The sequence below is a fragment of the Streptomyces sp. SM18 genome, assembly GCF_002910775.2.
Lineage (GTDB): Bacteria > Actinomycetota > Actinomycetes > Streptomycetales > Streptomycetaceae > Streptomyces > Streptomyces halstedii.
In genome coordinates this window covers 3458647-3478674 of the sequence record NZ_CP029342.1, presented here as the reverse complement: position 1 = coordinate 3478674, position 20028 = coordinate 3458647, and the positions used below count along the sequence as shown (strand labels likewise).

Annotated in this window: 20 protein-coding genes and 1 pseudogene; 11 read left to right on the top strand and 10 right to left on the bottom strand. The window is 69.1% G+C overall.

Features of this window, described 5'->3' with window-relative positions:
- Window positions 1–69 precede the first annotated feature (69 nt).
- The gene (locus tag B9S64_RS15495; protein ID WP_028441530.1) at window positions 70–423 is read left to right on the top strand and encodes a hypothetical protein; all 354 of its coding nucleotides are present in this window, start codon (window positions 70–72) and stop codon (window positions 421–423) included.
- Window positions 424–551: 128 nt separating this feature from the next.
- On the opposite strand, the gene B9S64_RS15490 is transcribed toward B9S64_RS15495, so the two are convergent.
- The 3 genes from B9S64_RS15490 to B9S64_RS15480 form a co-directional block, all read right to left on the bottom strand.
- Window positions 552–857 (bottom strand): SCO5918 family protein, encoded by a 306-nt coding sequence (locus B9S64_RS15490; protein WP_103489505.1) that lies wholly within the window; start codon window positions 855–857, stop codon window positions 552–554.
- Window positions 858–1067: 210 nt separating this feature from the next.
- Window positions 1068–2552 carry a DEAD/DEAH box helicase gene (locus B9S64_RS15485; RefSeq protein WP_109492058.1) on the bottom strand — a complete coding sequence of 495 codons (1485 nt, stop codon included), beginning with the start codon at window positions 2550–2552 and terminating at the stop codon, window positions 1068–1070.
- 405 nt (window positions 2553–2957) lie between these two features.
- Window positions 2958–3161 (bottom strand): cold-shock protein, encoded by a 204-nt coding sequence (locus B9S64_RS15480; protein WP_103492378.1) that lies wholly within the window; start codon window positions 3159–3161, stop codon window positions 2958–2960.
- 483 nt (window positions 3162–3644) lie between these two features.
- Here B9S64_RS15480 and B9S64_RS15475 point away from each other — a divergent pair, with 483 nt between their 5' ends.
- The 4 genes from B9S64_RS15475 to B9S64_RS15460 all read left to right on the top strand — a co-directional run bounded on the left by B9S64_RS15475 (window position 3645) and on the right by B9S64_RS15460 (window position 7366).
- Complete coding sequence (locus B9S64_RS15475; RefSeq protein WP_181012361.1) at window positions 3645–4478, top strand: hypothetical protein; 834 nt, start codon at window positions 3645–3647, stop codon at window positions 4476–4478.
- The gene (locus tag B9S64_RS15470; RefSeq protein ID WP_103492377.1) at window positions 4475–4825 is read left to right on the top strand and encodes a transcriptional regulator; all 351 of its coding nucleotides are present in this window, start codon (window positions 4475–4477) and stop codon (window positions 4823–4825) included. Before B9S64_RS15475 ends, B9S64_RS15470 begins: the two co-directional genes overlap by 4 nt.
- A gap of 344 nt (window positions 4826–5169) precedes the next feature.
- Window positions 5170–6252, top strand: coding sequence for a lytic polysaccharide monooxygenase (locus tag B9S64_RS15465; protein ID WP_103492376.1), 1083 nt, complete (start codon window positions 5170–5172; stop codon window positions 6250–6252).
- 592 nt (window positions 6253–6844) lie between these two features.
- Complete coding sequence (locus tag B9S64_RS15460; RefSeq protein ID WP_103492375.1) at window positions 6845–7366, top strand: IPT/TIG domain-containing protein; 522 nt, start codon at window positions 6845–6847, stop codon at window positions 7364–7366.
- 103 nt (window positions 7367–7469) lie between these two features.
- On the opposite strand, the gene B9S64_RS15455 is transcribed toward B9S64_RS15460, so the two are convergent.
- Window positions 7470–8216, bottom strand: a complete 747-nt coding sequence (locus B9S64_RS15455; RefSeq protein WP_103492374.1) for a DUF1838 family protein — start codon at window positions 8214–8216, stop codon at window positions 7470–7472.
- A 1110-nt stretch (window positions 8217–9326) separates the two neighbouring features.
- Here B9S64_RS15455 and B9S64_RS15450 point away from each other — a divergent pair.
- The 4 genes from B9S64_RS15450 to B9S64_RS15435 all read left to right on the top strand — a co-directional run bounded on the left by B9S64_RS15450 (window position 9327) and on the right by B9S64_RS15435 (window position 13238).
- Window positions 9327–9923 (top strand): hypothetical protein, encoded by a 597-nt coding sequence (locus tag B9S64_RS15450; RefSeq protein ID WP_103492373.1) that lies wholly within the window; start codon window positions 9327–9329, stop codon window positions 9921–9923.
- Between the two features lie 386 nt (window positions 9924–10309).
- Complete coding sequence (locus tag B9S64_RS15445) at window positions 10310–11086, top strand: polysaccharide deacetylase family protein (RefSeq protein WP_103492372.1); 777 nt, start codon at window positions 10310–10312, stop codon at window positions 11084–11086.
- Between the two features lie 286 nt (window positions 11087–11372).
- On the top strand, window positions 11373–12206 hold the full coding sequence (locus B9S64_RS15440; protein ID WP_103492371.1) for an NAD(P)H-binding protein: 834 nt from the start codon (window positions 11373–11375) through the stop codon (window positions 12204–12206).
- Between the two features lie 165 nt (window positions 12207–12371).
- Window positions 12372–13238, top strand: coding sequence for an alpha/beta fold hydrolase (locus B9S64_RS15435; protein ID WP_103492370.1), 867 nt, complete (start codon window positions 12372–12374; stop codon window positions 13236–13238).
- 79 nt (window positions 13239–13317) lie between these two features.
- On the opposite strand, the gene B9S64_RS15430 is transcribed toward B9S64_RS15435, so the two are convergent.
- From B9S64_RS15430 to B9S64_RS15405, 6 genes and pseudogenes are all read right to left on the bottom strand, one after another.
- The gene (locus B9S64_RS15430; RefSeq protein ID WP_103492369.1) at window positions 13318–14151 is read right to left on the bottom strand and encodes a PIG-L family deacetylase; all 834 of its coding nucleotides are present in this window, start codon (window positions 14149–14151) and stop codon (window positions 13318–13320) included.
- 353 nt (window positions 14152–14504) lie between these two features.
- Window positions 14505–15734 (bottom strand): serine hydrolase, encoded by a 1230-nt coding sequence (locus B9S64_RS15425; protein ID WP_103492368.1) that lies wholly within the window; start codon window positions 15732–15734, stop codon window positions 14505–14507.
- Between the two features lie 424 nt (window positions 15735–16158).
- Window positions 16159–16374 carry a DUF6243 family protein gene (locus tag B9S64_RS15420; protein WP_103492367.1) on the bottom strand — a complete coding sequence of 72 codons (216 nt, stop codon included), beginning with the start codon at window positions 16372–16374 and terminating at the stop codon, window positions 16159–16161.
- 388 nt (window positions 16375–16762) lie between these two features.
- Window positions 16763–17438: pseudogene (locus B9S64_RS15415) on the bottom strand (nucleotidyl transferase AbiEii/AbiGii toxin family protein).
- Window positions 17435–17782, bottom strand: a complete 348-nt coding sequence (locus tag B9S64_RS15410; protein ID WP_103492366.1) for a transcriptional regulator — start codon at window positions 17780–17782, stop codon at window positions 17435–17437. The pseudogene B9S64_RS15415 and the gene B9S64_RS15410 overlap by 4 nt, the downstream one beginning before the upstream one ends.
- Window positions 17783–18531: 749 nt before the next feature.
- Complete coding sequence (locus tag B9S64_RS15405) at window positions 18532–19065, bottom strand: VOC family protein (protein WP_103492365.1); 534 nt, start codon at window positions 19063–19065, stop codon at window positions 18532–18534.
- Window positions 19066–19243: 178 nt separating this feature from the next.
- On the opposite strand from B9S64_RS15405, the gene B9S64_RS15400 reads away from it, so the two are divergent.
- Window positions 19244–19504, top strand: coding sequence for a hypothetical protein (locus B9S64_RS15400; protein ID WP_181012360.1), 261 nt, complete (start codon window positions 19244–19246; stop codon window positions 19502–19504).
- Window positions 19505–19590: 86 nt separating this feature from the next.
- Complete coding sequence (locus B9S64_RS15395; RefSeq protein WP_258037943.1) at window positions 19591–20019, top strand: hypothetical protein; 429 nt, start codon at window positions 19591–19593, stop codon at window positions 20017–20019.
- Window positions 20020–20028: the final 9 nt, after the last annotated feature.

Here is a 20028-nt window from a genome sequence, read left to right as displayed (position 1 = left end):
GCGAGCGGCGCGGGGGCGAGGCCGGTGCGCCCCGGACGCCGGTGGACCCGCCGGATAGAATCCGCTGTCATGTCACAGCCTGACGAACTGCTCGTCGACGTCGCCGCCATGGTGGAGTCCGGGCAAAGCAATCAGATGTCCTTGACCGTCGTCACCGGTGGCGCGGTCATCACCGGCCGGCTGGCCCCGGAAGCGGTCTGGCGGCAGCGGGTGTCGGAGGTGCTGACGGACTCGGCCCAGCTGGGCGAGTTCGCGAAGGCCTTCACCGCCCGCGGCCCCGCGGAAGGGCCGCCCACACATCTGCACTTCCACGTCGCACGCATCCTCCAGGGCACGGTGGGCATCCCCGAGACGGGCGGGATGTACCGGGTCTCGATCGAGGACGTGAGCGCCTGGACCATGGGGGACTTCAGCTACCACTGACCTGTCGGACGCGAGCGCCGGAGCGCTGCCCGCCGGGCGGCGCTCCGGCACACCGCGAGGGCCCGGCCACACCAGGTGGCCGGGCCCTCGTCGTCTGCCGGGCACCCGGCCGCGCCGGGCGGGCGGGGTCAGCCGGTGGGCGTGCCGAGGTCTGCGGAGGCCCGCTCCAGCGGGCTGAGGGCCCGCGCCGGCGCGGCCGCGGGCAGCGTGTGGCAGGTGAACCCGAGGAGGGTCATGGCCCGGATGACCTCACCGGCGCTGAAGTCCCGGCGGTCCTGGCGGGTGACGACCTCGCCCACCTGCTTGGCGGGGTACTGACGGCGGCCGATGGTCACGGACTCACCGGTGATCGGCTCGGGCTTGACCGACCGCATCGATTCCAGCACGCCGCCCTTGGTCAGATCGAACGGGAAACGGGCGATGACACAGCGCATGATGCCTCACAGCGGGTAGAGGGGGTACGGAGCCGGGAGCGCGGTTCAGACGGTGACGGCGCGAGGGCCACCTCGACGGTCGTGCCGTCCCCGACCTCCGGGACGGCACGCTCCCGATGCGTCGGGGAAGCGGGACCCCGCCGGCTGCGGTCGCGTCTGAAGCGATGTCACAAGGCGCCTCCTACGGGGACGGACGTCAGGGACACGGTCTCAGGCCGCCGGGTCGAAGGCGGGACGCCGCGGCGTCGCGGCGCGGCGCGCGGACTGCGCGGGGCGCCCGCGCCGGGGGCGTGACGCGCCGGCGCGCCTGGGCCGCTCGGTGACCGGGGCGGCGATCACGACCGGTACACCGGAAGGTGCCTGGGCGCCGGTGATCCGGCTCAACTCGGCCTCGCCGGAACGGACCTGGGTGACCAGCGGCCGGATACCGGCGTCCGACATGAGCCGGGTCACGGCCCGGCGCTGGCCGGGGGTGACCAGGGTGACGACGCTGCCGGACTCCCCGGCGCGGGCGGTACGGCCGCCCCGGTGCAGGTAGTCCTTGTGGTCGGTCGGCGGATCGACGTTGACGACCAGGTCGAGGTGGTCGACGTGGATGCCGCGTGCGGCAACGTTCGTGGCGACCAGCACCGTGACGTGCCCGGACTTGAACTGCGTCAGGGTGCGGGTGCGCTGCGGCTGTGACTTGCCGCCGTGCAGCGCGGCGGCCCGCACCCCGCTGTTCAGCAGGTCCTGGGTCAGCCGGTCGACGGCGTGCTTGGTGTCCAGGAACATGATCACCCGGCCCTCGCGCGCCGCGATCTCGGTCGTCGTGGCGTGCTTGTCGGAGCCGTGCACATGCAGGACGTGGTGTTCCATCGTCGTGACCGTGGCGGCCGAGGGGTCGACGGAGTGCACGACCGGATCGGTCAGGTAGCGGCGGACCAGCAGATCGACGTTGCGGTCCAGGGTCGCGGAGAACAGCATGCGCTGGCCCCCCGGGCGGACCTGGTCGAGCAACGCCGTGACCTGCGGCATGAAGCCCATGTCGGCCATCTGGTCGGCCTCGTCCAGGACGGTGATGTCCACCTGGTCCAGCCGGCAGTCGCCACGGTCGATGAGGTCCTTGAGCCGGCCGGGCGTCGCGATGACGATCTCCGTACCGGTGCGCAGCGCACCGGCCTGCCTGCCGATCGACATCCCGCCGACGACGGTGGCCAGCCGCAGCCGGACGGAACGGGCGTACGGCGTGAGCGCGTCGGTCACCTGCTGGGCCAGCTCGCGGGTGGGGACGAGAACCAGGGCGAGCGGCTGCCGGGGCTCGGCGCGCCGCCCGGCGGTACGGGCGAGCAGCGCCAGCCCGAAGGCCAGTGTCTTGCCGGAGCCGGTCCGGCCACGGCCGAGGACGTCACGGCCCGCGAGGGTGTTGGGCAGGGTCGCCCCCTGGATCGGGAACGGTACGGTCACGCCCTCGGCCCCGAGCGCGGCGAGAAGCTGTTCGGGCATGCCGAGATCGGCGAAGGCCTCGACGGCGGGCAGTGCGGGGGTGACGGTCTTCGGGAGCGCGAACTCGCCCCGCACCGGGGCGGACCGGCGACCGTTGCCGCCCGGCCGGGAAGCGCCGGAACGGCCGCCGTCCCCACGGGTCCGGGAGGAGCGGTCATCCGTGCGATTACTGTTCGTGCGGGTGCTGCGGTTCGTACGCGTGCGGTTCATGCGGAACCTTCCTCGACGAGGCACGTATCAAGGTATTCCCGCAGCGAATGAGCAGCACGGCGAATCGCGAGAACGAGCCGGAACGAAAGTGAGAACAGAAGCCAGGCGGGCCGGAAGAAAATCGGAAGCGAAAGCCTGGGCGAAAAAGAAAGCGGGTCCGGCCGGTGGAGGAATCGGCGTCCCGGTCCGGATGCGTGAAGTCCTCTGGGCGGGGCCTGGTTCCGGAGCACGATCTCGTACGGAACACAGGGTGCCGGGCCGCCCGGGTGGGGGTCCGCCGGGTCGGGCGGGGGCCGCCGCCGCGGGGCGGGGCGCGAGGGCGGACGCGGTCGGAAGGCGCCCTCGAACGAAACGAGCCGGGGCCCGCACCCAAGGTGCGGGCCCCAGCTCGTGCTGCGCGTCTGATCAGGCGGGAACGATGTTCTCCGCCGTCGGGCCCTTCTGGCCCTGCGCGATGTCGAAGTTCACCTTCTGGCCTTCCTGGAGCTCACGGAAGCCCTGGGCGGCGATGTTCGAGTAGTGGGCGAACACGTCAGCGCCGCCACCGTCCTGCTCGATGAAACCGAAACCCTTTTCCGAGTTGAACCACTTCACGGTGCCAGATGCCATGTCAAATCTCCTTCGGGGCTGTGCCCGGAATCCGCACTGTGCGGAATCCGTGTCGCGTGATGATCGCCCCGACCGGTGGATGACCGGACATACAAAAGCGCTCCTCGGCGATGGGAACCGCCGTAGAAGCACTTGGAGTTTTTGGGAACCACAACTGCAACTGACTTCGACAGTACCACGGTGAGATCGGCTCCGCGTGGTACTGAATTATGCCTGGTCCGTCGTTTCGAATATCTTCATCGCGCGTCATTCCCCTTTCTCATCCGGCGGGCACAGATATGTATCCACCCTGGGTGGAGTGTTTCCCGCCCGCGTCCTCGCTCCCCGCCCCCGTCCGCGTCCTCGCTCGGGTCCCTGCTCGCTCTTGACCGCCATGTACTTTGTGACGCAAAGTTGGTGGTGCCGCCGGTCCGGCGGCCTACCGCGTACCGGCCACGTACCGGCCGCGTGTCCACGTAGGAGAACGACCACCGGGGGACATCCATGGAGACATCCGCGACGAGCGGCCCGGACGCGTTCGGGGCCGGGGAGCGTGCGGCCGGTCTGCTGGCGGCGACGGAAGGCCTGCGGGCCAGGACCCGTACGCAGGTGAACGGTTCGTGGGTTCCCCTGCTCGGGTTCGGTCTCCTGGCGCTGGCGGCCGCGCCGATCGCCGAGTACGCGTACAACTTCGGTGCGCACGGCCGCTACGTCGCCTCCTACCCGGCCTTCGCCTACGCGGAGTTGACGGGGCTGTGTGTGGTCCACGAGCCCGGAACCCCGTGCCTCCAGGGCGAGTTCGACGGGGCGGTCCTGCGCTTCGCGGGGTGGGGAGTCTGGTTCGCGCTGCTTCCCCTCGCGTGGATCGTCTGTGCCCGCTGGTACCGGGTGCGCGGCGAGAAGCGGGGCGTCGTCCCCCGGCTGTGGGGATGGGCCGGTGCCGTCGCGGTCGCCGCCGTGGCGGTCGCGGCGGCTCTGGGAGCGCTCCTGTTCGGCCGGAACCAGCCCTGGGAGGTGGAAATGCTGGAGGCCACGTACGCCACTCCGTGGTACCTGGTCGGCATCGGCCTTCTCGCTCTCGGTCTGACCGAGCGCAGCTGGGCCACGGCGGCGGCCGGGGTGGCGCACGCCCTGCTCCTCACCGGGTATCTGGGCGCCTCCTGGGGCACGGGGTGGCTCCCCTGGGTCCATCCCGCGCAGCCGGGCGCGCTCGACGGACCGGGGACCAAGGCGCTCCTGCTGGCAGCGGTCCTGCTGGTCCCCGGCCTGGTCCTGCGGGCGGCGGCCCGGCGGCGGACCGGACCGGTCGCCGACGTCCCGCGTACCGTCGTTCCATGAGCGTCGAGGACCCGCCGGCAGCGCGGGACGATCACGAGAACCCGCATCCGACCCGGGCGCTGGACGACACCGTCCACCAGCGCGTACGGCTCGGTGTCCTCGCCGTCGCCCGCGAGGTGGAGCGCGTCGACTTCGGCTTCCTGAAGAAGCAGTTGGCCGTCACCGACGGCAACCTCTCCCGGCATCTGAAGGTGCTGGAGGACTCGGGACTGATCACCCTGGAGAAGGGGTACGCGGGCCGCCGCCCCCGTACGTGGATCACCCTCACCCGGGACGGCGCGCAGGCGCTCGACACCGAACTCCGGGCCCTGCGCGCACTCGTCGACCGCCTGGACGTGCGCCCGTGAGCCGCCGGAGCCGGCTCCGCGCCGTGCGGCCCCGGCGGGTGACGGGGGCGGGGCGCGGAGGCGGAAGCGGAAGCGCGTGAGGGGGCCGGGGGGCGGGCCGGGACCGGGCCTCACGTGAGGGTCCCGGAATTCCTTCGAGGGTCCGCTGCGCACAGTCTTGTCAGGTACACGATTCGCTTCTACAGTCCGTCCCAAGCCGAATGATGGGAGCGCTCCCACTCCGAAGGCGCGGACGACACCTCGCCCGCACCCGCGAACGGACCAGGCTCCCGGACCTCGGGCACACCGCTACGCAATGCCTCCGACGACTCGTCGCACCTCTTCGGAAAAGGAGACTTCCCTCCATGGCTGGACGCAGCAGACTCATCTCCCTGGCAGCGGTGCTGGCCACCCTGCTCGGCGCCTTAGGCCTCACCGCCCTCTGGCAGGGCAAGGCGGAGGCCCACGGTGTCGCGATGATGCCGGGCTCGCGCACCTATCTGTGTCAGGTGGACGCCCTCAGCGGTACCGGCGCCCTGAACCCGACGAACCCGGCCTGCCGGGACGCACTGAGCAAGAGTGGCGCGAACGCGCTGTACAACTGGTTCGCCGTGCTCGACTCCAACGCGGGCGGGCGTGGCGCCGGTTACGTGCCGGACGGCACGCTGTGCAGCGCCGGTGACCGCTCCCCGTACGACTTCTCCGCCTACAACGCCGCACGCGCCGACTGGCCCAGGACGCACCTGACCTCCGGTGCCGGGATCCAGCTCCAGTACAGCAACTGGGCCGCCCACCCGGGTGACTTCCGGGTGTACGTCACCAAGCCGTCGTGGTCGCCCACGTCCGCGCTGGGCTGGAACGACCTCCAGTTGGTGCAGACCGTCTCCAACCCGCCGCAGCAGGGCTCGCCGGGCGCCAACGGCGGCCACTACTACTGGGACCTGACGCTCCCCTCGGGCCGCTCCGGTGACGCGCTGATGTTCATCCAGTGGGTGCGCTCGGACAGCCAGGAGAACTTCTTCTCCTGCTCGGACATCGTCTTCGACGGTGGCAAGGGCGAGGTGACCGGCATCGGCGACTCCGGCAACGGCACGCCGACCCCGACTCCCACCCCGACGCCGACGGACCCTGAGCACACCGGTTCCTGCATGGCCGTGTACAACGTCGAGAGCTCCTGGAACGGTGGCTTCCAGGCGTCCGTCGAGGTCATGAACCACGGTACGGAGCCTCGCAACGGCTGGGCCGTCCAGTGGAAGCTCGGTACGGGCACACAGATCAACTCCGTCTGGAACGGCACGCTGTCGACCGGGTCGGACGGGACCGTGACCGTGCGCAACGTGGACCACAACCGGGTGATCGCCCCGGACGGCAGTGTCACCTTCGGATTCACCGCCAATTCGTCGGGCAACAACTTCCCGGCGGGGACGATCGGCTGTGTGACGTCGTGACGTCGTGACGTGATCGGGCCCCGGGGCCTGGGGGGGGGCGTGGGGTATCCGTGCAGGTCGCGGCCGTGACCTGTGCCGACACGCGCCGACCGGAGTGCGGTAGGCGCGCGGGAGGCGGCCACCGTCGGTCACGCACGGACCGGTGGCCGGCGGTGGAGGGCCCCGCCCACGGGCGAGGGGCGGTGTGTGCCTCTCGCCCGCGGGCCGGTCCGCCCGCCCCGGACCGTGCTCGGGCGGCACACCGCACGGCTCAGCCGGCCGTCGCGGGCCCGTGGGGGTTCGCGCGCTTCCGCGGCGCCGGTCGAAGCAGCCCTTCTGCCGCGACCCGGACTCGGCCGCGACGCCGGGACGTGCATGGAGACCAATAGCGGGCGTTAATTAGTGAGTTGACGACCCGTCATAGTCGCTAGAGTTATCAGCCGATCAGGCCACTGACTCTGGAGGTTGCACGGTGTCCGAACCCGGCGGCGTGGGCCACTCACCCGGCGCACATCCCCCGCCTCCGCCCCCGGCGCACCCGCCGCTCCCCTCGGTACCGCCTCCGCCGGCCAACGCGCCCGCCGTCCCGCACGGCGGGACGAACAGGGGCGCGGTGACGGCGGCACTGGTCACTGCCGCGGCCACCGTCGTGGCCGCGGTCATCACGGCTGTGGCGGTGGGCGGCGACGACAGGCCCGCCGCGCAACCCGGCCCGGCCGCGGTCACCTCCACCCAGGAGTCGATCAGCTCGGCCTCCCCGTCCACGTCCACCTCGGAGTCCCCGTCCGAGGAACCGTCGGAGGCGCAGCCGGTCCAGACCCTGCCCGTCGAGAGCCCGGCCCCGGAGGTGTCGGCGAACGCCCGGATCGAGGCGACCCCGGACAGCGGCCCGGCGGGTTCGAAGATCACCCTCACCGGCTCGGGCTTCGCGGCGGACGAGCGCGTACGGATCACGTTCAACGGCGCCTACGCCGCGAGCTGGGACCTCCGGGACGTCACGGCCTCCGACGAAGGTGGCTTCGTCGCGGAGATCAAGGTTCCCCCGACCTACGCGGACCGCTCGCAGAAGTCGATCGAGGTCAAGGGGCTGGACAGCGACAAGCGGGCGGACACACCCTTCACCGTCACCGAGTGACCGGGTCGCTGGGCCTGGTGGGGACCGGCGTCGGCGGAAGTCCCCTCCAGGCCGGGGCGTCGGCCGGGACGGGACGGGCCGGTGGTGAAGGGAAGCCCGGCGGCTACCTCGGTGGATGGAGCCTGCGGAAGTACGTCCAACTGGTCTCGTTCGGCTCGCTCCACGCCTCCGGGGCGTGGGCGAACTCCGGGTGACGGTCGGCGATGTAGGCACGGGTGCGCTCGGGGACCTCGGCGTACGAGCCCAGCTTGCGGCCCCGGCAGTGGAAGGTGAGGCCGCCGGGCGCCTGGCCGCGGGCCATCCACGGGAGCCACGGGGACATCCGGGTCCACGACATGGTGGCCGGGACACCGGGGGCCGGACCGGCCAGGTCGGTACGGTCGGCGAAGAACTGGAAGAGCTCCAGGGCCTTGTACGTGTCACCGGACGAGTGGACGGGGTACTGGGCGACCGGCAGCGGCGAGGGGTAGGCGAGCGGGATCTCCAGGCTGAAGCAGACCTGTCCGCCGAGTTCGGTCGTCGGAACCGGGAAAGGGCGCCACTTCTGGTTCGCCGGGTCGTTCCAGACGTGGACCACCGGCAGGTCCTGCCAGGTCTCCAGGATCTCCCGGGTGACGGGGTCCAGGTAGAAGGCGGCCTCACGGGTGAGCAGTTGGTAGGAGTCGGGGCCGGCCTCGGGGTCCTGCGCCAGACGGGCGACGTTGAGCCCTTCGAAACCGAAGAGCCGCTGGTAGGGCTGGTCGGGGGCCCAGGAGTACACGTCTCCGGACCACCAGTATGTGACCTCCTCGCCGTCGAGCGAGGCGCGGGTACGGGCGAGGGAGCGGAGCAGCTCTGCGGGTGTCGTCATACGGACCACTCTGCGCGGCCGCGACCCCCGCCGGGACCTGGAACACCCCGGCCGGTCCGGAAGGCGTCCGGAAGAAGCCGCTCCCGCCGCGTGACCGGGCCGGGGAAGAGCCGACCGTGTTCACAGGCAAACGATGTCTACGGACAGAGGCGGGGAGGTCCGTACTCCGAGTCGACGCGGGAGATGCACCGGGTAGGTGGCGCGAGTCGTCTCGGGAGTCGAGGACGGCGTTTCATTTCGCCGTGACGATCTCGATCTCCGTAATTCGCACAAGATTCTCACTTTCCGTCGTGGCGATTCATCCCATTCTGGGATTGAGGGTGCGCATCTCGGTGATATACGAATCCGGATGTCGTTTCTTCACTACTGGTCGGAGTGCCGGCGTATTCTGTCCAGGGGGAGTCCGAGAGGATCGGGAACGCTGCGGCTCGCGTCGGACTCGTACATGCGCGCATCGCGTGGGGCGATGTTCGTCGACCGGCTGCCGCGAACTCGGAGCCGGAATGCTCCCGCGAGATGACGTGACGGATGATATCCGTTCCGGCTCCGGTGTTGTGCGTTCCACGGTCCGAGCTTCTGCCCCATGTCGGGCGACGGGCCTGCCGCCCTCCTCTTTTGTTCGGAGGACGCCACCGCTGCCGACCTTGCCGATTCGCTGTTGCCGATTCGCTGTTTACGCATACGGCTCCGCAGATGTGCCGGCCGGCCGGTGGCGCGGTCGGTTCCGCCGTCGCTCCGAAGACAGCCTTCGCCGGACCGCCGGGCCGCCGGAGAGCCGCCCGTGCCGTGTCCACACGGCTCGTAGTCGGCGGCGCGGTCATCGCGTGGGAACTCCCGGTGACTGCTGCTTGGCGGCCGACTTCGTCGTCGAAAGCAGCGCTGAAGCGAGGGGATCACCTCCTGAATGGAGCCGCCGCATTGCTCTGTGTGTACCACCGTGCGGAGGTGATGCGGGAGGAGCCTTCCGCCCTCTCTCCCGGAAGGGATTAACCCGACTGATTGGCCCGTAGTGTCGTGATCGTGAAGACATGTACGACAGCAAGTCGTTGATCATTTTCGTGGTAGAGTATTGATGAATTCACCGGACGCCACGATTAAAAGGGGAATGGCGTGCACACTGAGAAGGTTACGGCTCGACGTCTTACGGCCGAAGAAATTTCGGAGTTGGGCCTTCAGGACGGCATCTTCGTCTCGGCAGGGATGGAGGGCCTTCCTCTCGACTGCTACGCCCCGGCTTTCCTGACGGAGCCGGGTAAGAACTTCGAGGGAGGGTCCTTCGCGGCGAGGACGGTCTTCGGCGAGGAAGTCCACGTCCTCCCGGACAATGCCGAAGAAGGCGGTATCTGGATCGCGGACACGGCGGGGGAGGAAATCGAGGTCATCCAGAGCGCCGGTGTCCTCCTGAACCTTGCTCTCTTCGTGCCCAACGGGAACACGGAGGCCCTCGGGGCCCTCTACTCCGCCGCCCGGGACGCGTTCGGCGCGGGGGTCGTCCAGCGCTGGAGCGAGGAAGTCGTCGCCGTCCCGGACGTCAAGATCGACCTCTACGAGGAGCCGGTCCGGGGCCGGAAGAACAACAGCCAGAACCGCGACCGCCGCGCCCTGGACATCTACCCGACCCGCGTGCGGTTCCTGGAGCCCAGCGAGGGCTGGAAGTTCATTGTCGAACCGCACAAGGAGATCGTCGATGACACACCGACGATCTGAGCCGGTGGCTTAGAAGCCACGCCGGCGGCATGAGCCCCCTTCCCGGTAGCGAATTCAAGAGGGCGTAGCAACCTGCTGGTCAAGCGGCTGATGTCAGCGGCTCAGCCAGAACGCCCGGCTGGTACCTCCCAGCCGGGCGTTCCGCGTGGGCGGGCGTTCCGCGTGGGCGGGCGTTCCGCGTGGTCGGGCGCCTCGGGTTCCGCGGCGACGGTGTCCGGACGGGGCGTGGCCGCGGAAGGGGGCCCTCCTCTGTCGCGGAACTCCTGTGTTTGTCGCCGGCCCCCTGCAGGTTCGTCCGCGAACGGTAACCGGGGGATCTTGCTGGGGTGTTCGTGTGTCTTCATGGGTGCACGGCATCGGCGGAGGCAGCAAAGGGGCGGGCGGACATGGCGAAGCACAAGGGAAGGGCATGGCACAGCCGGCTCCTCGCAGCGGCGCTCGGGGTGACGGCGGTGGCCGCTGCCGCCTCGGTGTGGACCGCCCAGGCCGACCCCGCCGGAGGAAGGCCTCAAGCGAGCGCCTCGGCGCCGGAGGCCCAGCCGCAGGACCAGGTGGCCAAGGTCGCGGAGGACATCGCGCACGCATCGGACCGCGGTGCCAAGGGTGTCAACATCACCATCGACGACGGACCGGACCCGGTCTGGACGCCGCAGGTGCTGGAACTGCTGAAGGACAGCGGCGTGAAGGCCACGTTCTGCATGGTCGGCACGCAGGCCGAGGCGTACCCGGACCTGGTCAAGGCCGTTGTGGCAGACGGACACCGGCTGTGCAACCACACCGTCTCGCACGACACCGCCATGGACACCAAGTCCGAGGCCTACCAGCGCCAGCAGATCCTCGACGCCGAACGCATGATCACCAAGGCATCCGGAGGCGTCCGGCCGCAGTACTACCGGGCCCCGGGCGGTGCCTTCACCCCGTACAGCCGTCATCTCGCCGCGTCCCGGGGCATGCGGCCGCTGGGCTGGAACGTCGACACCAAGGACTTCGAGCACCCCGGCGTGGACACCATGGTCGCCACCGTCAAGAGCGAGATCTCCAACGGGCCGACCGTCCTCTTCCACGACGCGGGAGGGGAACGCTCCCAGACCCTGGCCGCCCTGCGCGAGGTGCTGCCCTGGCTGAAGCAGGAGGGCTACTCCTTCGGCTTCCCGGTGCGGTGAGTGAGGATCGCCCGCACGGGCGTCCGAACCCGCCCACCGGGTACGGGCGGACGGGCACGAACAGCAGAACCCACCCCTGACGAGAGCCGCCGGAACGCCCGCTCCTCTGTAGATGCCGTGAGCGCCCGGAGATGTCTCACCCCCGATCCTGGAGCGGTCCCCATCTGCCCCCATCTGCCGGATACCCGAACCGCCTTGACGTCAAGTTTGGTTGAGGTCTTAGCGTCAGGCCGGCACCGACCACTACGGGTGCCGCTGCCGCTGCCGGACGACGGGAGAAGACCTCGTGATACTTGTGACCGGGGCCACCGGAAATATTGGACGAGCCCTCGTGAAGGAGCTGCACGCGCTCGACGCCGGACCGTTGAGGGGGCTCACACGTGACCCCGCGAGGGCCGTGTTTCCGGAGAGGGTCGAAGCGGTCGAGGGCGACCTCGCACGGGCAGCCTCGCTGAACTCGGCGCTGGAGGACGTGCGTTCACTGTTCCACGTGTCACGGGTGGGGGCGGACGCGGACATCCTCGATGCGGCGGGGCGAGCGGGCGTGGAACACGTGGTGCTGGTGTCGTCCATCACCGTCGAGACGCATCCGCATCTCGGCCCCGCCGGCGAGAACTCGGCCGTCGAGCGTCTGCTCAAGGACAGCGGCATGGCGTGGACCATCCTGCGGCCGACCCAGTTCGCCTCGAACGCGCTGTGGTGGGCGGACGCGATCCGCGGGCACGAAACGGTCCGTGTGCCCTACGCGGACGTCGGCCTCCCCACGATCCACCCCGCGGACATCGCGTCGGTGGCCCGGGTCGCGCTGACCGAGCCCGGCCACCGGGAGCGGACGTACGCCCTGACCGGCCCGGAGCGGATCACCGCTCGTCAGCAGGTCGAGGCTATCGCGGCGGTACTGGGGCGGGAGGTGCCGTTCGCCGAGATCAGCCGGGAGGAGGCCCATCGGGGGATGGCCGCCTTCCTCGGCGACGAAGCCGCCGACGCGGTGCTCGACCTGACGGGCGGCGATCTCAACGATGAGCTGCTCACCGTGCGTGACACCGTTTCCCGGATCACCGGCTCCCCGGCCAGGGCCTTTCTGGAATGGGCCTCGGAGAATGCTGGCGCCTTCGCCTGAGAGGTCATCTCGTCTGGGTGGGTGGGCTGTTGGATGGGGCGGGATGGGTGAGCGGTTGGTGCCGGACGGGCTGTGGGGGCCGTGGGGGGCCTGCGGGGTGGTGCCCGGAGGGGCCGTCCGCGCAGGACCTCCCTGGTGCCGGTCCAGGCAGGGCATACTCGCGGGATGGGGTCGATCTACCGTGACGAGAGGGGCCGTCGGTCCGTCCAGGACTGGTGCGCCGATCAGCTCGAACGGTGGACGGTTCCGCACGAGCGGGTGGAGGTGACCGCCAAGGGGGCGCCCACGCACATCGTGGCTGCGGGCTCCGGCTCGACGACGGTGGTCTTTCTCCCCGGAACCAATTTCAACGCCGCTTCCTCCTTGCCGTTGGCGACCGCTCTGGTCACCGCCGGACACCGGGTCCTCCTCGTGGACATACCGGGGCAGCCGGGCCTCAGTTCCACCGAACGCGGACCGGCCGACGGCAGACTCTCCTGGTACGGCGCCTGGCTGGCCGAGACGTTGAAGGAGTTGTCGGTCGGGCCCGTGACGGTCCTGGGGCACTCCTTCGGCGCGGCGGTCGCCGTCTCGTGCGCCTCGCCGGGCGTCGAACGACAGGTACTCGTGTGTCCAGGCGGACTGACCAGGCTCCGCGTCAGCCCCGGCGTGATGGCCGTATCAGCCGCCTGGTATGTGCGCCCGACGCCGCAACGCAGTGCCCGGCTCCTGCGAACCATGCACGCACCCGGCCACCAGCCACGCGCCGAGCTGGTGGAATGGATGACCCTCGTCGGGCGGCACGTCCGCTCCAGCGGATCCCCAGGGGTCGCGGATGTGCCCCCGACGCGGCTTCGCCGCTGTGTCATCGCGGGTGAGCACGACACCTTCCTGCCGCCTCGACGCCTCGGCCCGGCCGTGCGCAAGGCGTTCGGCATCGAGCTTGAGGTGGTGCCCCGCGGGGGTCATCTCCTGGTTGACGAAGCCCCCGCATACGTGGCTGCCCTCATCGCCACCGCGGGTGGGACCCGGGCCTCCCCCGAGGCGACCTGAGAAGGCTGCCTGAGGAGGGGCCCTGAGGCAGCCCCGAGAAGGGGCCCTGAGGAGAGGGGCCCCCGGCCGGCCGGACGGATCAGCGCAGTCCGGCGAAGAGGTCGTTCTCGGGTACGGCCGCTCCGGTGGCGTCCTTGACACGGACGAAGGTCTCCGTGCCCATCCACTCGCGGAACCTCTCCTTGCCCATCTTGAGGAAGAAGATGTTCTCGCCCTGGCTGGAGTGGGCGGCCAGCGCGTCGAACTTCTGATCACTGAATGCGGAGGCGTCCACCCATGTGGTGATCTCGTCGTCGGGGAGACCGATCTCGGCCAGCGCGGCGGCCTCGGCGGGATCCGGCTCCGGCATGTCCTCACCGAACTCGCGCATGGTCTCCCCGAACCGCTGCATCTGCGAGCGGGGCATCGTCGTCCAGTACACCTTCGGGGTCAGCGCGGTCATCTCCAGCGCGGCCATGGTGATGCGGTGGGCCTGGATGTGGTCGGGGTGGCCGTAGAAGCCGTTCTCGTCGTAGGTGACGACCACATCGGGCCGGTAGTGCCGCATGAGTTCCGCGAGGCGGGCGGCGCCCTCCTCCACCGGGGTCTGCCAGAAGGACTCGGGGGCCTCGTTGCTCGGCCAGCCGATCATCCCGGAGTCGGCGTAGTCCAGCATCTCCAGATCGCTGATCTTCAGGACGTCACAGCTCGCCTGGAGTTCCTGACGGCGCATCGAGGCGACGGCCGCGGGATCGTGTCGCGGGTCGCCTGGTTTGACACCCCCGGGTCCGTCACCGCAACCGCCGTCGGTACACGTCACGAGGACCGTGCGGATGCCTTCCGCCGCGTACCGCGCGAGGATCCCACCGGTGCTGGTGGCCTCGTCGTCGGGGTGGGCGTGTACTGCCATGAGCGTCAAGGGCCGGTCGGTCATGGAAAACAGTCCTCCTGCGGAACTACGTCTCGGTCCGGGTGCGCGGCGGTCGTTCCGCGCTCGCGGGCCCGGGGCCTGGTGGGGCGGACGGCCTCGTGGACTCCGTGTCCCCGCGTGGTCTCCATGTTCCCCGCCCGTGCGGCGCCGGTCCCTCGGTTGCAACCGTGCCGACCGGACGGGTTGTTCCCGGCGCGGCCGCTCGGCCCTCCAGGTGTCGGCGTCGCGAGGAGGCCGGGGCCGCGCCGCTGTCTCGTACCGGGCTCCCGGGCTCCCGGGCAACGGCGACCGCGTCGCCGCCCGGGACCGTCGGGCAGCGACGCGGTGGGTGGCAGGTGGGTGGTGGCTGGGGGCGGCTACTGACAGATGGCCGTGTCCACCAGGTCCTGTACGTGCTGGTGCGCCTCCATCATCTCTTCGGGCTCGGCGGCCACCGCGCTCGACAGTGCCGTGACGGCCGCCGTGGCCGCGCGGCCGTCGTCCGTGACGCCGCCGAAGGTCTCGTAACCGTGGATGGAACCGCCGTGGCCCCACAGATCGGCACCGCAGGACAGGGGGGTACGGAAGAGGCCCAGGCCGTATTCGGTGCCGGGCGTCGGAGAGCCCTCCGTGGCCGGAACCGTGGTCGTCATCTCCTTCAGCTCGGCGGCGTCCAGCACCTCGCCGCCGAGCAGGGCGGAGAAGAAGTGGTTGAGGTCGCGCGGCGTGGTGACGAGCTGTCCGGCGGCCCACGCCTGGGACGGGTCGAGGCGGGTGATGTCCTCCAGCGGGTTGCCGGGCGTGGAAGCCCCGTAGCCCTTGGGGTGGCTGCCCCGGATGCCGCGCTCGCCCGCGTCCGGCCAGTAGGTGTCCTTCAGACCGAGGGGACGGATGATCCGGTTCGTGATCTCCTCACCGAAGGGGCGGCCGGTGACCTTCTCGACGAGGAGCCCGGCGAGGACGTAATTGGTGTTGCTGTACTGCCACTTCGCGCCGGGCTCGAACACGGCCTTCTCACCCAGGGCGAGGTCGAGCATCTCGCGCGGGTTGTAGTACGTGTCGCGGATCTCGAACGGGTTCGGGGGCAGCGACCGGGTGTAGTCGGGCAGGCCGCTGGTGTGCTGGAGCAGGTTCCGTACGGTGATCCGCGACCCGTCGATGCCGTCGCCGTGCACCAGACCCGGCAGGTACGTCTCGATCGGTTCGTCCAGGTCCACCGTGCCCTCACCGACCAGCTGGAGCACGACCGCCGACGTGAAGGGCTTGGTGTTGCTACCGGCCCGCACCTGGCCGTTCACCGGCACGGTGGCGCCGGTCTCCAGGTCACCGGTGCCGGCCGTGTAGTCACGGACCCGTCCGTCCCGGCCCTCGACGGCGGCCAGCACGGCGGGGAAACCGTCCTCGCGCACCAGGTCCTTCGCGCCCTCGCTCACGGCGTCGCGGTGACCGGCACGGCCCTGGGCGCCATAGGCCAGGGACCCGCCCACAGCGAGACCGCCACCCAGGACCGCCAGCGCGGCGACCACCGACAACACGCGGCGGCCGCGCCGGTTGTTCGGCTGGCTGCTCGGCTTGTTCCGGGCGGAGGTGTGAAGACGAACGGACACGGGACTTCCTTCCAACAGGGCTTCCTCGGCGACCCCTTGAGCATGTCGCGGACCGTCCGCCCGCTCGATGGCCCCAGCCTGCGGAAACGGGGTACATCCAGCACCACCCCCGGCCGTGAGGGCTTCCACAGCGTTCGGCCCGTGGACCCATCGCCTGTGTACGCCACCCGCACGTGGTCCTCGGCGTTGGAGGGAGGGTCGGAGACGCAGGGCGCCGAGCAGACGTGGACCAGGAGGCAGGACATCGGTGACCCCGCAGGGCAGGGATGCTGAGGCGCGGTGGTGACCCGAGAGCTGAACGGGGCCGACCGCACCCGGTACGGCAGCAGGGCCCCGTACCGGGCCCCGGTACGGCAACAGGGCCCGGACCGTGCGTTGCGGTCCGAGCCCTGCCCTGGGTCACCTTGCGGCAGTAGTGAGGTGTTCAGCTCTGCGCGGTGTCGTTGCCCGTCTGCCCTGTGGCCTCGGCTGCGGCTGCCTTCTCACGCATCTTGCGTACGAGCTCCGCTTTCTGGTCGGCGGCGCCCTTGCGGTCGAGGTTGCGGTGCGGGCCGTTGTTCTGCCGTTCGGCGCGGGACAGCCTCTTGCGCTGGCCGCCGCCCATGCCCACGGGGTTGTTGATGTTCTTGCTCACGGTCATGGGTTCTCCGGGAAGGGTCTGAAGTGATCTGGTCTACGGATTAGCCGGTGGCGGACGGGCGCGGCGATGTCGGGGACGCCGGCAGTGCCCAGTCTTCGAGATCGAGAGCGAGGTCGTGCCGAGGCCAGGGACGGTGACGACACGCGCATGGCACACGTCGAAGTCCAGACAACCACGCGTCGAATTCCAGAGACAACAAAGAGGCCACGACCGCCGGTCCGGGCTCTCTCGTGGCGCGGGCGACGAGAGCCGAACTCGCGCTCCGAGTTGGGGAATCAACGGCCTTGGGACGGCCGAAGCGGCTCTGACCTGGCACAAAAGCGGCTCGGTCACCGAGGTCTGAGTAGCCTGATGGGTATCCTGCCAAGCATCCGGCTCTATGCGGCCATCAGTCTTCGTGCGGAGCTTCCAGCTCCTGGAGCCGTTCGCCGATGTCGTCGCCCCATGTCTGTGCCCACTGCCGCAACCTGGCGATTGCTTGCTCGTCGAGTCCGTAGGCGGCGAACTCCGTGTCGTCGATCCAGTCGGCTCCGCCCAAGTGCACTTGAAGCTCGCTCAGGTCGAAGGAGTCGCGGGCGTGGCGACGTCCGAGTTCCTCGAGTTCGACGTGGGCTCCAGCGGTCTGCGGCGGCCTGTACGTCGATCAGGTCCCTGGCGAGTCCGCGGTCGGCCAGGGCGCGGACCTTGGTGCCGACGACATCTTCGAGGGACAGCACCAGGCCGTACTCGGTATGTACGGGCGGTCGCCAGAGAGCTTCTTTGAGGATGTCGACCTCGCACTCTTCACCGCTGACGAGATCGGTGACGATCAGGCGTGCGGAGAGCGGGTCTGTTTCCAGAGTGGCGGCTACCTGCCATCCGCGTTGTTCCAGACCCGCTCGTACGGCAGTGGCGATGTCCTCCATGCGGTCGGGGTTCTCGGTCGCGACGTCGAGGTCCTGGCTGAGCCGGTCGACCAAGCCGTGTGCCTGAACCGCGTAGCCGCCGGTGAGCGCCAGAGGGTAGGTGCCGCCTACGGCGAGTACGTCTGTCAGCAGGCGACGGTGCAGGTCGGTGAGGTTCACGCAGCGGCCTGGGGGCTGTGGACGAGTTCGTCGAAGGAGCGTTCCCAGACCTCACGGACGTCACGGCTGATCAGTGTGCGCAGTATCGGCCACAGGCTGATGAGGAGGCCGCGATTGAGGTACCGGACCAGGTCGTCGTGCCGGCCCTCGGCCAGGACGATGCGGTAGCAGCTCATCCGTAGCCGGGGCTGATCGAGGTCGAACGTGGTCAGTCCCGACCACGCCAGGTGAAGGGGCAGGCTCACTGTGCCGTGCTCGGGGCCGGCAAGCTCGGACAGCGCCGCGGGCAGGCGCCGTGCGAACGTGGTGCGGCGGAGATCGGAAAGGCTGGGCTGTGATGCCATACGCCGATTATCCAGGAAAAGGCCTCCGAGGCCGACCGGACAGTGACAAGGTGCCGCATACGAAGAAGCCCCGGGCCGCGGCCTGGGGCTTTCCTATGGAGCGGGTGACGAGAATCGAACTCGCGCTCTGAGCTGGGGAATCAGCGGTGCTTGGGCCGTTGCAGGCCCTGACCTGCGATTTCGTGATGGGCAGGTGGGCGGCTCCCGGTCTTTGGGACCGTATCTGACCACTGTTGTCCGCCCTGCTGGGCACGGATGGGACACGAGAGTTGGCAGTGCGACGCGTGCTCCGGGCGGGCCGGCTGGTCAGAGGGTGATGATGCGGATTTGGTTGCCGCGCAGCTTCGTCATGTCGGGTCCGGCATCACGCGGGACCGGACGGTGGCCGGACCCCTCATCAGCGTCTGTGACTGCCTCCGGGGCTGGCGACACCACCCCCAGGTCATCCAGTCGACAGGGGGACACAGTCATACCGGGCCCAGAGGCCAGCGGCTCCCATTGCAGGACCGCGAAAGAGATACGGGGGCCGGGCCCTTCGCTTGCTGACCTCACCGGAGGCGGGAACTGGACGCGTCCAGCCGGAGGGGTAAACAAGCACCTGAAGCCTCTGGTAAAGATGGAATTTTTGGTCGAAAACTCATCTACCAGGGGCTTCACCCCTGTGTCAGGCCAACTGGCAAGCTGCCGAAGCAGAATGAAAACGCTGCTTGGCTACCGGCCTGGCGCATGCCAACCCCGACGTCGTGGATCTAGCTGGTTGTCCTGACGGGTGCACTGCTGCGCCCGTGGCGTTTACCGCTGAGCTCGGCGTCGAGTGTCTCCTGAGCCACGCGCATGGCCTCGGCGTATACGGGGTCCTGCAGCCGCTTCCACATCTCGCCCTCAGGGATGTCCTCAACGCAGCTGACCACCCACCAGATGTTGCCGAAGGGGTCCTTGATACGTCCTCCGCGCTGTCCGAAGGCGTCGTCGGCCAGGGAAGTGACGACATGGGCGCCAGTTGTGACGGCCCGTGAGAACGCCTCGTCCACATCCGCGACACATACGCGCAGCAGGCTCGGCATGGCGGGCCATTCCGTGTGACGGTCAAAAGCCAACACGACGGTGTCGCCGACTCGGATCTCAGCGTGACCGATCAAGCCATCCTCGGTCGACACCCGCCCGAGTTCCTCGCCCCCGAACGCCTGGGTGACGAAGTCGAGAAAGGCCCCCGTGTCGTCGGTGACGACCCAGGGAGCAACGGTGGTGTAACCCTCCGGCGCGGGGCTGGTCTGCTCGGGCATCACGGTCCTTTCGCTGATGTTGGTTGCCAGCAGCGACGGTAGGCGTGAGCTAGGTCAGCTTCTGTCCTAGACAGCAGTGTGCTTGGGGCGCAACCGGTACTACCTCACGACTGCTCGTGCTGCTCCAGACCCGCCTTTGACCCCAACCCCGTCAGCCTGAGGTTGAAAAACGCTCACTGTGTCCCTGAACGACTATGTGGAGAAGATGCGCTCGGGGGAGTGGGACTGGCGACGCCCCGGTACGGCGTCGAAGGTCATGGAGGTGGACGGCCAGCTGGTGTCGTACGACAATCGAAGGCTTGATGCGGCACGTGAAGTAGGGCGGCCGGTCATCATCGAACGTGTCGACCCGAATGCGGTTCACCCTGATTCGACGACCGGACGGACCTGGGCACAGCAATCCCCAAAGGCGCATGAATTCCGCGCGGAAAAGAAATGAACTGGGTGAGCCGGTTTCCCCCGACCGGACTCAAGGAGAGGCCACAGCGCGTGCGCAACTGGGAAGTGTAAGAATAAGAAATGACTATGATCGAACGCCTGTGGGAAGACTTTGAGCTTCCCATCAAGGACGCACTCCATTATGTCGACGGGCACTCCTATGACGTTGCCTTCGACTCTGCCGCGCCGAGTGGCTTCTCGGTGAGCTCCCCGTTCGAGCTCGACGAGATGCTGGAAGGCGATCCATCCTGGGTGTCTGCGGTCGATGGGCTTGTCGCTGTGGACCTGGGAGGTGAGGGGTTTCTGTGGGGCGGAGAAGGTTCGTACGGTTCGGAGGGATTCATCGCACGTCTGACTGCCGACCGTGCGCTGATCTGGGCGATGTTCTTCGCTGAATCCAATCCGTTTGATCGAATTCAGCTGTCCGGCAACATCGCTACGTTCAGCTCGACCTCGGGGTTCGAGATCACAGTGAACATCGACGATCCGCGAACTCCGGTTCCTCCGGAACGGTGACGAAGAAGG